The organism is Crossiella sp. NPDC003009 (assembly GCF_053591555.1).
This window is the reverse complement of record NZ_JBSFUA010000006.1, coordinates 198,361-210,687: the sequence shown is the minus strand read 5'-3', so window position 1 is coordinate 210,687 and position 12,327 is coordinate 198,361. Positions and strand designations below refer to the sequence as shown.

The following is a 12,327-nucleotide window of genomic DNA, read 5'->3' as shown; positions in this document are numbered from 1 at the left end:
AGGAAACCTAGTGCCCGTCCGCTACCAACTGGTGGTCGACTGCACCAACCCCACCCACCAAGCCCACTTCTGGGCCGCCGCCCTGCACTACCAACTCGCCCCATCCCCACCAGGTTTCACCACCTGGGACGCCTACTACCGCGACCTGGGAATACCGCAAGAAGCACTGACCGGTGACACAGACCGCATCAGCGACCCGCAAGGCGGCGGCCCGGACATCTGGTTCCAGCCGGTCCAGGACCCAAAGACCGTGAAGAACCGCCTGCACATCGACATCCACGCCAGCGGCACCCGCGCAGACCCGATCCAGATCCGAAAGAAGCGAGTAAACGCCGAAGCCGACCGACTGGTAGCCCTAGGCGCCACCATCACCCACACCATGTACCAGGAAGGAATCGACCACTACGCGATAGCGATGAAGGACCCCGAAGGAAACGAGTTCGACATCAACTGACCACGACCGGTCAACCGCGCAACAAACCCCGGCCAGCGAAACAACGCTATCCGCGAGCGGTTGATTTTGTGATTTTGTTTGGGGGGAGGCCATCCCATAAGCTAGCCCAGCGATTGGGCAGGCCTCACCGCCTGCCCCGTCAGCCCAATCCGGGATGGCCTAGGGGCCCCAAACCAAATCACAAAATCAACCGTACAACGCGGCTAACCTAAGAACCATGCACCTGACAACACTGGCCGACCGCCCAGACCTCCGAGAAGCCCACGCGGCAATGGACTCCGCCTGGCCAGAGTTCATGCGGCACTCCCCGGTCTCCGCCCTCCTGGACACCGCGATCGACCGCTTCCCCGAGTATCAGCTCATGCTGCTCGAAGAAGAAACCCTCATCGGCTACGGCCACAGCGTCCCCTTCACCTGGGACGGCAACCCCGGCACTCTTCCAGACCAAGGTTGGGACGCCATCATCGGCGACGCATTGGCCGACGCCGACGAACAACGCCGGCCCACCGCCGCCACCCTGCTGGAAATCGTGGTAGCCCCGGAACGCCAAGGTGAAGGCCTGTCCACCCACCTCGCCACCGCGCTACGTGACCACGCCGCCCAAGCCGGCCTCACCGATCTCGTGGCCCCACTCCGCCCCAGCCACAAACACCTGGAACCCCACGCCCCCATGTCCGACTACGTCGCCCGCCGCCGCCCGGACGGCCTCCCCGAGGACCCCTGGCTCCGCGTGCACGTCCGCCTGGGCGCGCAGATCCTGCACACCTGCCCGGCCTCCATGGCCATCGCCGGTTCCCTGGCCCAATGGCGCGAATGGACCGGCCTCCCCTTCGACCGCGACGGCACCGTCGAGGTGCCGGGCGCGCTCGCCCCGGTGATGGTCTCCACCGCCCAGGACCACGCCGTCTACGTGGAACCGAACGTCTGGATCCGGCACCGGCTCAGCTAGTCAGCAACTCGTCCATCGCGCGATAGATCCGCTTGTCCGAAACCGGATAAGCGGTCCCCAACGACTGCGCGAAATAGCTGACCCGCAACTCCTCGATCATCCACCGAATCTTGGCCAGCCCAGCCGCAGCCTGCGGCACCTCGCGCCGCAGCTCCAGATAAGCCCGCTGCACCGCATCCACCTGAGCCTGCAACTCCGCATCCCGCCGCGGATTCTCCCCAACCTTCTCCAGCCGATGCTTGGCCGCCCGCAGATACCGCGGCAGATGCACCACCCGAGACCACCCAGTAGCAGTCACAAACCCCTTGTACACCAATGCGTCCACCTGCTTCCGCACCTCCGCGGCAGCATCCAGAGAAGCCTTGGTCTCCAACACGGCAGACACCTCATGCCAAGCCATCAGCGTCGCCTCAACATGCCCCACCACCTCGAACACCGCCAGCTGCAACCCGCCCCGAACCCCATCCCGGAGCTTGCCGAACCCAGCCGAATCCCAAGCAGGCCCGCCCCCAGCCGCGATCAGCTTGTCCGCCGCCGCATTGATGCAGTCCACAAGCAGATCAGCCACTCCACCATGCGGATTCCGGCTCAACGTCAGCTTTGCCTGGTTGCTCAGCCCCCGCTGCAACTGCTTCACCGGCGAAGGCACCGTCAGCAGCAACAGCCGCCGCGTCCCCCGCCACATCGCCCGCCGCTGCTCGGCCGCGCTGTCCAGCATCCGGACCGCCACACTGTCCGTCTCATCGATCAACGCCGGATAAGCCGTGACCGTGAACCCGTTCTGCTCCTGCGAAAAAGTCTTCGGCAGCGTCCCGATGGTCCAGTCCCGCAGCCCGGTCCGCTCCAGCTCGTTGCCCGCCTTGGACAACGTCTTGCGCACCTGAGCCGTGAGCTTCCGCTTCAGCGCCGCCAGGTCCTTGCCCTCGGCCAGCACCTTCTCGTTCTCATCGACCACCCGATACGTGGTCTTCAGGTGGTCCGGCACCTGGTCCAGCTGCCAGGCCTCCCGAGGCACCTCGATCTGGGTGAGCTCGTGCAGCACGTCTTCCACCGCGTCCAGCACGTTGCCGTCCTCGACCGAGAGCCGGCTCAGCAGCGCCTCGGCCACATCGGGCACCGGCACGAAGTTGCGGCGCAGGTTCTTCGGCAGCGACTTCAGCAGCGAGACCACGATCTCCTTGCGCAGCCCGGGAATGTGCCAGGCGAAGCCGTCGCCGCCGACCTGGTTGAGCACGCCGACCGGGATGTGCGCGGTGACCCCGTCGTCCCGCCTGCCCGGCTCGAACCGGTAGGTCAGCGGCAGCGTCACCCCGCCCTGCCGCCAGTCATCGGGGTAGTCGGCCTCGGTGATCGACCCGGCGGTGGCGTTGATCAGCGCCTGCTTGTCGAAGGTCAGCAGGTCCGGGGTTTCCCTGCGGGTCTTCTTCCACCAGCTGTCGAAGTGCCGCCCGGAGACGACCTCCTTGCCGATCCGCTCGTCGTAGAAGGCGAACAGCGTCTCGTCGTCGACCAGGATGTCCCGCCGCCGCGCCCGGTCCTCCAGTGCCTCGACCTCGCCGAGCAGCGCCCGGTTGGCGTGGAAGAACTTGTGCGTGGTCTCCCAGTCGCCCTCGACCAGGGCGTGCCGGATGAACAGTTCCCGGCTCAGCTCCGGGTCGATCCGGCCGTAGTTGACCTTGCGGTTGACCACCAGCGGGATCCCGTACAGGGTCACCCGCTCGATGGCCATCACCGCGCCTTGCTTCTTCTCCCAGTGCGGTTCGCTGTGCGTGCGCTTGACCAGGTGCCCGGCCAGCGGCTCGACCCACTCCGGCTCGATCCGGGCGGCGATCCGGCCCCACAGCCGCGAGGTCTCCACCAGCTCGGCCGCCATCACCCAGCGCGGTGGCTTCTTGAACAGCGCGGAGCCGGGGAAGATGGCGAAGCGGGCACTGCGCGCGCCCAGGTACTCCTTCTTCCGCTCCTCCTGCAGACCGATGTGCGACAACAGGCCGGACAGCAGCGCGGTGTGGATCTGCTGCTCCGGCGCGGGATTGCTGTTCGGGGTGATGCCGAGCTGCTTGACCACCTGGCGCAGCTGGCTGTGGATGTCCTGCCACTCCCGCACCCGCAGGTAGTTCAGGTACTCCGCCTTGCACAGCTTGCGGAACCGGTTGCTGGAGAGCTCCTGCTGCTGCTCCCGCAGGTACTCCCACAGCTTCAGGTAGGCGAGGAAGTCGGAGTTCGGGTCGGCGAAGCGGGCGTGCTTGCCGTCGGCGTCCTGCTGCTTGTCCGCCGGCCGCTCGCGGGGGTCCTGAATGGACAGTGCGGCGGTGATCACCAGCACCTCGCGCACACAGCCCAGCTCGTCGGCGGCCAGCACCATCCTGGCCAGCCTGGGGTCCACCGGCAGCTGGGAGAGCTTGCGCCCCAACGGGGTCAGCCGCTTCTTCGGATCGCTCTGCTCCGCCTCGAGCGCGCCCAGCTCCTGCAACAGCTGCACGCCCGCGGTGATGTTGCGGGCATCCGGCGGGTCGATGAACGGGAACGCGGCCAGGTCGCCGAGGCCGAGGGAGGTCATCTGCAGGATGACCGAGGCCAGGTTGGTGCGCAGGATCTCCGGATCGGTGAACTCCGGCCTGGCCTCGAAGTCCTCCTCGCTGTAGAGCCGGATGCAGATGCCCTCCGACACCCGGCCGCAGCGGCCCTTGCGCTGGTTGGCCGAGGCCTGCGAGACCGGTTCGATCGGCAGCCGCTGCACCTTGGTGCGGTGGGAGTACCGGGAGATCCGCGCGGTGCCGGGGTCGATCACGTACTTGATGCCGGGCACGGTCAGCGAGGTCTCGGCCACGTTGGTGGCCAGCACGATCCGCCGTCCGGTGTGCGCCTGGAACACCCGGTGCTGCTCGGCCGCGGACAGCCGCGCGTACAGCGGCACCACCTCGGTGTTGCGCAGCTCCCGTTTCTCCAGCGCGTCCGCGGTGTCCCTGATCTCCCGCTCGCCGCTGAGGAAGACCAGGATGTCGCCAGGCCCCTCCAGCAGCAGCTCGTCCACCGCGTCGGAGATCGCGGTGACCTGGTCCCGGTCGGTGTCGTCGGTCTCGCTGTCCGGGTCGATGATCGGCCGGTAGCGGACCTCCACCGGGTAGGTGCGGCCGGAGACCTCGACGATCGGGGCGTCGCCGAAGTGCCGGGAGAACCGCTCGGGGTCGATGGTCGCGGAGGTGATGATCACCTTGAGGTCGGGGCGGCGGGGCAGCAGCTGGGCCAGGTAGCCGAGCAGGAAGTCCACGTTGAGGCTGCGCTCGTGCGCCTCGTCGATGATCAGCGTGTCGTAGCGGGACAGCGTCCGGTCGTTCTGGATCTCGGCCAGCAGGATGCCGTCGGTCATCAGCTTGACCAGGGTGTCCGTGCTGGACTGGTCGGTGAAGCGGACCTGGTAGCCGACGGTCTCGCCGAGCGAGGTGCCCAGCTCCTCGGCGATCCGCTCGGCCACCGTGCGCGCGGCCAGCCGCCGGGGCTGGGTGTGCCCGATCAGCCCCTGCACGCCCCGGCCCAGCTCCAGGCAGATCTTGGGCAGCTGGGTGGTCTTGCCGGAGCCGGTCTCGCCCGCGACGATCACCACCTGGTGGTCGCGGACCGCGGCCAGGATCTCGTCCTTGCGCTGGCTGACCGGCAGCTGCGCCGGGTAGGTGATCTTGGGCCGGGAGTTGCGCCGGTTCTCCAGCCGGAGCTCCGCCGCGGCGACCTCGCCGGCGATCTCCGCGGTGACCGCGGCACGCTTGCCGGCATCCCGCAGCTTGCGGGCCCCCTCGATACGACGGCGCAACCGACGCTGATCACGCAGCATCAGCTCGGCGAGACGGTGGTGGAGTTCGGTGAGCGAGGGGCTCACAAGCGGCGTACCCATACTGCGGACCAGTTTAAGTGCCCGGCAAACGGTTTTCCCCGCTCACCCCGCGCACGGTGGTGAAACCCACGCGGCCGGGTAACGCCGGCGTCACCTGCCGGGCCCAGGATCGGGGGCCATGGACGACTTACCGGAGCTGATCCGGCTGGACGGGCGCACCGCGCTGCTGCGCCGGGCCCGCCCGCCGGACCTGGACGGCCTGGTCGAGCTGCACCGCCGCTGTTCGGCGGAGACGCTGCGCCGCCGGTTCCTCGGCGCGCCGCAGACCAGCGGGCGGGCGCTGGGCTGCCTGGTCAGCCAGCACGCCACGCACACCCAGCTGGCGCTGGCCGGCGCCGAGGTGGTGGGCGCGGGCAGCGTGTTCCAGGCCGCCGACCCCGCCGAGCTGGCCTTCCTGGTCCGCGACGACTGGCAGGGCAGGGGCCTTGGCCGGGCGCTGCTGCGGCGGCTGGCCAAGGCCGCGGTGGCCGGCGGGGTGCGCGCGGTCTGCCTGCACACCTACGCCGACAACGCCGTGGTGCGGCACCTGCTCGACTCCTACGGCCTGCCCGGCCGCGGCAGCATCGCCGACGGGGTGCTCACCGTGCGGGTCGATCACCAGGTGATCGGCAGCTCCGCGACCCCGTAGACCGCCTGGCGCGGCTGGAACCGGATCTGCTCCGGCGGCACGGCCAGAGCCAGGCCGGGGAACCGGCGCAGCAGCCCGCTGAACGCGGCCCGCATCTCCGACCTGGCCAGCGTCGCGCCGAGGCAGTGGTGCGCGCCGTGCCCGAAGGCCAGGTGCGGGCGCGGCGCCCGGTCCAGCAGCAGCTCGTCCGGGCGGTCCAGCTGCTCGGGGTCGCGGTTGGCCGAGGCGAGCACGAACACCACGGTGTCGCCCGCGGGAATCCGCTGCCCGTGCAGCTCCACGTCCCGCACCGCGATCCGGCGCACCCCGGCGGCGACCACGGTGAGGAAGCGCATCAGCTCCTCCACCGCGTTGTCCATCCGGTCCGGGTTGGCGCGCAGCCAGGCCAGCTGCTCGGGGTGGGTTAGCAGGGCGTAGGTGCCGATGCCCAGCATGTTCGCGGTGGTCTCGTGCCCGGCGAGCAGCAGCAGCGAGGCGATGTTGACCAGCATGTCGTCGTCCACGGTCGCGCCGTGCTCGCGGACGAGCATGCCGATCAGGTCCTCGCCGGGGTTCGCCCTGGCCTTGGTCACCAGCGACTGCATGTAGGCCTGGCCCTCGCGGTTGAGCGCGATCCGCTCCTCCACCGGCAGCAGCGCGTTCATCTGCCGCGCGCTGCGGGCCTGGAAGTCGGCGCGGTCGGCGTAGGGCACGCCGAGCAGCTCGCAGATCACCAGCGAGGGGATGGGCAGCGCGAAGTTGGCCACCAGGTCCGCGCCCGGCCCGAGCCGCTCCAGCTGGTCGAGGTGCTCCTCGACGATCACCCCGATCCGCTCCTCCAGCCGCCGCATCCGGCGCAGGGTGAACTCCGGCATCAGCAGCCTGCGCACCTGGCCGTGCTCCGGCGGATCCAGGAACAGGATGTTGCCCTTGCGCATCCGGTCCGCCTCTTCCCTGGTCAGCCCCGGCGGCAGTGGGCCCGCGCCGAGGATGTCCGGGTTGTTGCTGAACCGGGTGTGGTCGCCGAGGCCCGCCCGCACGTCCTCCTGCCGGGTGAGCAGCCAGGCCTCGCCCTTGGCGCCGAAGACCTCGAACGGGACCTTGCGTATCGACCGGCTGTCGCGCATCTCGGCCAGCTCGGCCGCGGGCGCGAACCCGTTCCGGGTCATGTACAGCGGGACGTCCACCGTGTCAGTCATGGTTCCCCCTCCAGTTGCGTTGCCTGACTACCTAAGTTAGCCCCGAGCGGCGGAACTGTCTCTCCATCTCGCGAGGGAGCGGTTTCGCGCCAGGGGGTGAGCCCGGGGCCGCGGATCCGCGACACCGTTGCCGCAGCACCACCCTCTACCTCAGGAGACACCATGATTCGCTGGTCGGCCACGATCTGGTCAGCGCTGTACGCCGTGTTCGCTCTCAGCTGGACGTTCGGCGCCTCCGGCTACCCTTTCGGGCCTGCCGACCCGTCCGCACAGCTGTCCGCCCTCGGCGCGGTCCCGGCCGCGACCAGCGCCCCGCTGCTCGCCATCGGCATGACCACCGCGACCGTGGTGGCCTTGCTGATGTCCCTTGGCAGCAAGGCGATCCGCCCGCTGCTGCTCACCTTGGCCTGGCTGGTCACGGCCGCGCTGGCGCTGTTCCTCAACGATGGCCGGGTGCTCATGCTGGTCGGCTACCTGCCGATCGTGCTCATCGGCGCGCCCTTCGGCTGGCCCCCGGTCAGCTACCTGGACAAGTTCGACACCGCCAACCTCAACCAGTTCGCCATCGTCCTGGGCGCCCTGCTCTGGCTGGCCGCGACCCTGAACTACCAGCGCCGCACCGCCGGCGCCTGCCTGAGTTGCGGCATCGGCCCGCGACCTGTGCCCGCGCTGGCCACCCCCGCCGCGGCCGCCCGCTGGGGCAAGTGGTGCGCCTACCTGGCCTTCCTGGTCCCGCTGGCCTACGCGGTGACCCGGTGGGCCTGGTTCGCCGGGTTCAGCCTCGGGCTGATCAGCGAGGAGTTCCTGCGGGAGGGACAGGAGAACGGGCTGTGGATCGCCGGGGCGGGGCTGGGCACCTTCGCCGCGCTGGGCGGGCTGCTCACGCTGGGGCTGGTGTACCCGTGGGGCGAGGTCTACCCGTTCTGGGTGCCGGGACTGCGGGGCAAGCGGGTGCGCCCGCTGGCCGCGATCATCCCGGCCACCTTCGTCGCGGTGATCGTGACGGCGGCGGGGCTGGGGGTGTTCCTCCGGATGGTCGGCCGGGTCGGGTTCACCGAGTTCATCGTCAACCCGATGACGTTCTTCCCGTTCTGGGGCTTGGCCCTGGGCGGGGCGACGGTGGCGTACTTCCTGCGGCGGCGGGTCGAGTGCGATCGGCATCCGGCAAAAATTCCGCTGAGTCTGTGACTTCAGTGATGAGTGAAAGTAATCCAACGGACTGACAGACCCAAACCGCGGGGGAGACGAGCAGTGAAGATCGCGAGCGTGGTGGAGCGCAGGCTGCTGGTGAACTACCGGGTCGAGCCGGAGCTGGCGGCACGGCTGTTGCCAGCTCCGCTGCGGCCGCGGCTGGTGCGGGACTGGGCGGTGGCCGGGATCTGCCTGATCCGCCTCGGCAAGCTGCGCCCGCGCTGGGCGCCAGCCGGGCTGGGACTGCGCAGCGAGAACGCGGCGCACCGGTTCGCCGTCGAGTGGGACACGCAGGCCGGGGCGCGCACCGGGGTGTACATCCCGTGCCGGCACACCGATTCCGCCGTCACCACCTTGGCCGGTGGCCGGCTGTTCCCCGGCGTGCACGGGCGCGCGGAGTTCACCGTCCGGGAGACGGCGGGCCAGCTGACGATCGGCTTCGCCTCCTGGGACGGCGGGACCAGGGTCCGGGTCGAGGCCCGGCCCACCGCGAGCTTCGGACCCAGCGAACTCTTCGCCGATGTCGCGCAGGCGGCCGACTTCTTCGCCGCCCCCGACGGCTACTCGGTCGGCCGCGACCCCCGCCGGCTCGACAGCCTGTCGATGCGCACCGGGCAGTGGCGGATCGAACCGGCGGAGGTCACCGGTGTCCGCTCCACCTTCTTCGACCGCCTCCCTCCCGGCACGGCCCACCTAGACCACGCCCTGCTCATGCGGGACATCCCGGCGACCTGGACCGCCCTGCCGCCGCTGCGGCTCAGCTCAGCCGGACAACCGGTGCAGCCGTAACGCCAGCTGGACCTCCAGCGCCCGCGCCGGTTCCTGCCAGTCCGCGCCCAGCAGGTCGGCCACCCGCTCCAGCCGCTGGGTGACCGTATTGACGTGCACGTGCAGCGCCTCCCTGGTCCGCGCGGGCGAGCACCCGTGCCCGAAGTACTCGGTGAGCGTGCGCACCAGCTCCGTGCCCCGCCGGGCGTCGTAGTCCAGCACCGCGCCCAGGGTGTCGCGGACGAACCCGGCCACGTCGGCCCGGTCGCCGAGCAGCACGCCGACGAAGCCGAGCTCGGCCACGGCGGCGCCCTCGCCACGACGGCCAAGGGCGAGCAGCGCCCGCAGGCACCGCTGCGCCTCCCGGTGTGCCGCGCCAAGCCCACCCAACCCGTCAACCACACCCCGCCCCGACCCCGCCAACCCCGGACCCGCCGCGCCGCCACCAATCGCGCCGCCACCCGCCGCGCCCCCGCCCATCGCGCCCCCACCCATCGCGCCCCCGCCCGCCGCGCCCCCGCGCATCCTGAGCCCGCCTGCCGCGCCATCACCGGTCGCACCCGCGCCCGTCGTGCCGCCCATCGCGTCCCCACCTGCCCCGCCCGCCACCACCACCGGCCCCGCCCCGCCCACCGTCACCGGCCCGCCGACCGCCGCCCCCAGCTCCGCCGCCACCGTCCTCGCCACCGCCCCCGGATCCTCGCCTGGCACCAGCAGCACCGCCCCCGCCGCCAGCCCCTGCGCCGCCCGCGCCACCCTGGCCGCCGCCACCCCCACCCGCTCCCGCGCGCTCTCCGCGACCAGCACCACCTGCCGCCGTCCCAGGTCCACGCCCAGCCGCGCCGCCCTGGCGAGCAGCGCGTCCGGGTCGGCGGTGCCGGCGAGCAGGTCGGTGAGCAGTTCGCCGCGGACCCGGTTCTCCGCCTCGGCCACCGAGCGGCGCAGCAGCAGCACCAGCGCGGTGACCACCCCGGCGCGCTCGAACAGCCGCTGGTCGGCCTCGGTGAGCTCGGGGCGGTCGGTGAGCACCATGGTGCCGAGCAGTTCCGCCCCGGCCAGCACCGCGCACACCCAGCGCCTGCCGCTGCGCACCGCCCGGCCACTGGCCCTGGCCTCGGCCACCGCCTGGGCCGGCACCCGGGGCGGGGCGGTGCCGGTGCGGGCCAGCACCGCGCCCTCGGCGTCGCGGACGGCGATGCCGCCGCCGAGCAGCTCGGCCACCGCGACCGCGACGTCGTGCACGTCGCCGCCGCGCAGCACCAGGTCGGTGAGCCGGTCGTGTGCGGCCTCGGCGCGGCGCAGGGCCTCGTGGTGGGTGCGGGTCTCCTCAAGTAGGCGGGCGGTGTCCAGGGCGACGGCGGCGTGGTCGGCGAGGCTGGTGAGCAAGGCGATCTCCTCGGGGGTGAACGAGCGGGTGTCCCGTTCACCTGCGTACAGCACCCCGATGACCCTGTTCGCCAGGCGAAGCGGGACGCCGAGAATGGACACCAGGCCCTCGTCGGCGACCGCGGCGTCGATGGCGGCGGTGTGCGCGAACTGGGTGTCGCTGAGGTAGCCGGCGGTGGCCGCGGGCTCCGCGGTGTGCGCCACCCGCCCGCCGAGGCCCTCGCCCATGCCGAGCCGGACCTGCTGGAACCGCACCGAGATCGAGCCGTCGGTGACCCGCATGTAGGTGTCACCCGCGGTCTCGTCGTTGAGGCTCAGGTAGGCCAGGTCGGTGCCCAGCAGCAGCCTGGCCCGCCGCACGATCGAGCGCAGCACCGCGTCCACGTCGCGCAGCGCGGCCAGGTCGCCCGCGGTGTCGAACAGCGCGGCCAGCTCGGCCTCCCGCCGCCGGTGCTGGCCGAGGGTGCGGTGGATGCGCAGGGCGTGCTCGGTCGCCTCGGCCAGCACCCGGAGCCGCGCGGCGGGCAAGCCGGTTTCCCGTGCGGTGGCAAGGGGTTGGGCCAGTTGCTCGGCCTCGGCGCCGGTGGCCAGCAGGCCGAGCAACTGGGCCAGGTCGGACTCGCTCACCCGAGCTGCTCGCCCCTGGTCTCGCGGGAGAGCAGCACCGCGCCGGTGGTCAGCACAGCGGCAAGGAACAGGTACACCGAGATCGGGAACGAGGAGCCGAACTGCTGCAGCAAGGCGGTGGCGATCAGCGGGGCCAGCGCCCCGGCGAAGATGGAGGCCAGCTGGTAGCCGACCGAGGCGCCGGAGTAGCGGACCCTGGTGCCGAAGAGCTCGGAGAAGAACGCCGCCTGCGGCCCGTACATCGCGCCGTGCAGGATCAGCCCGACCGTGGTGCCCAGGGTGATGAGCCAGAAGGACTTGGTGTCCAGCATGGCGAAGAAGGCGAAGCCCCACAGTCCGGTGCCGATCGCGCCGAACAGGTACACCGGTTTGCGCCCGAGCCGGTCGGAGAGCGCGCCCCACAGCGGGATCGAGACGAAGTGGATGGCCGAGGCGATGAGCACCGCGTTCAGGCCGGTGGACTTGGGCAGGCCGAGCGGCCCGGTCAGGTAGACCAGGATGAACGCGGTGAGGATGTAGTAGCAGACGTTCTCGGCGAACCGGGCGCCCATGGCCACCAACACCTCGCGCCGGTGCTCGCGCAGCACCCGCACGATCGGCGGGGCCTCGCGCTCCCCGGTCTGCTCGGCCTTGGCCTGAGCTGCCAGGAACACCGGCGACTCGGCCACCGCCAGCCGGATCCACAGCCCCACCGCGACCAGCGCGCCGGAGAGCAGGAACGGGATCCGCCAGCCCCACGCCAGGAAGTCGGCCTCGGGCTGCACCGCGGCCAGCACCGCCAGCACCGCGGTGGCCAGCAGGTTGCCCGCCGGCACCCCGGCCTGCGGCCAGGAAGCCCAGTAGCCGCGCCGTTTCGGGTCACCGTGCTCGGAGACGATCAGCACCGCCCCGCCCCACTCCCCACCGAGTGCGAAGCCCTGGACCAGCCGCAGCAGGGTGAGCAGCAGCGGAGCGGCGGCCCCGATGGTGGCGTAGGTGGGCAGCAGGCCGATCAGGAAGGTCGCGCCTCCCATCAGCAGCAGGCTGATCACCAGCAGTTTCTTCCGCCCGAGCCGGTCACCGAAGTGCCCGAACACGATCCCGCCCAACGGCCGGGCGATGAACCCGATGGCGTAGGTGACAAAGGCGAGCAGGGTGCCGGTGAGCGGATCGGAGGTGGGGAAGAACAGGGTGTTGAACACCAGCGCGGCGGCCGAGCCGTAGAGGAAGAAGTCGTACCACTCGATGGTGGTGCCGATCATGCTGGCGCCGACGATA

General features: G+C 70.9%; 9 protein-coding genes. 5 read left to right on the top strand and 4 right to left on the bottom strand.

All coding sequences use genetic code 11. The annotated features are described in order from the left end of the window. The first annotated feature begins 10 nt into the window (after positions 1–10). Together ACWDY5_RS09475 and ACWDY5_RS09470 are read left to right on the top strand one after the other, a co-directional pair. Positions 11–454, top strand: coding sequence for a VOC family protein (locus ACWDY5_RS09475; RefSeq protein ID WP_449721807.1), 444 nt, complete (start codon positions 11–13; stop codon positions 452–454). 217 nt (positions 455–671) lie between these two features. Then, entirely contained in the window at positions 672–1,403 is a 732-nt protein-coding gene (locus tag ACWDY5_RS09470) for a GNAT family N-acetyltransferase (protein WP_449721806.1), read from the top strand. Here ACWDY5_RS09470 and hrpA read toward each other — a convergent pair. Beyond that, a complete protein-coding gene (gene hrpA / locus ACWDY5_RS09465) occupies positions 1,396–5,292 on the bottom strand; it encodes an ATP-dependent RNA helicase HrpA (protein WP_449721805.1) in 3,897 nt (1,298 codons plus the stop codon). The two genes, ACWDY5_RS09470 and hrpA, sit on opposite strands and share 8 nt — an antisense overlap. Before the next feature lie 118 nt (positions 5,293–5,410). Between hrpA and ACWDY5_RS09460 the strand changes: the two genes are divergently transcribed. Next, positions 5,411–5,920, top strand: coding sequence for an N-acetyltransferase family protein (locus tag ACWDY5_RS09460; RefSeq protein ID WP_449721804.1), 510 nt, complete (start codon positions 5,411–5,413; stop codon positions 5,918–5,920). Here the strand turns inward: ACWDY5_RS09460 and ACWDY5_RS09455 are convergent. After that, positions 5,887–7,098, bottom strand: coding sequence for a cytochrome P450 (locus tag ACWDY5_RS09455; protein ID WP_449721803.1), 1,212 nt, complete (start codon positions 7,096–7,098; stop codon positions 5,887–5,889). The two genes, ACWDY5_RS09460 and ACWDY5_RS09455, sit on opposite strands and share 34 nt — an antisense overlap. A gap of 162 nt (positions 7,099–7,260) precedes the next feature. Here ACWDY5_RS09455 and ACWDY5_RS09450 point away from each other — a divergent pair, with 162 nt between their 5' ends. Beyond that, positions 7,261–8,286 carry a hypothetical protein gene (locus tag ACWDY5_RS09450; RefSeq protein ID WP_449721802.1) on the top strand — a complete coding sequence of 342 codons (1,026 nt, stop codon included), beginning with the start codon at positions 7,261–7,263 and terminating at the stop codon, positions 8,284–8,286. A 63-nt stretch (positions 8,287–8,349) separates the two neighbouring features. Next, complete coding sequence (locus ACWDY5_RS09445) at positions 8,350–9,078, top strand: DUF2071 domain-containing protein (RefSeq protein ID WP_449721801.1); 729 nt, start codon at positions 8,350–8,352, stop codon at positions 9,076–9,078. On the opposite strand, the gene ACWDY5_RS09440 is transcribed toward ACWDY5_RS09445, so the two are convergent. Both ACWDY5_RS09440 and ACWDY5_RS09435 read right to left on the bottom strand, forming a co-directional pair. Further along, a complete protein-coding gene (locus ACWDY5_RS09440; protein WP_449721800.1) occupies positions 9,052–11,070 on the bottom strand; it encodes a helix-turn-helix domain-containing protein in 2,019 nt (672 codons plus the stop codon). The genes ACWDY5_RS09445 and ACWDY5_RS09440 overlap by 27 nt on opposite strands. Next, positions 11,067–12,311, bottom strand: a complete 1,245-nt coding sequence (locus ACWDY5_RS09435; protein ID WP_449721799.1) for an MFS transporter — start codon at positions 12,309–12,311, stop codon at positions 11,067–11,069. Before ACWDY5_RS09435 ends, ACWDY5_RS09440 begins: the two co-directional genes overlap by 4 nt. Positions 12,312–12,327 lie beyond the last annotated feature (16 nt).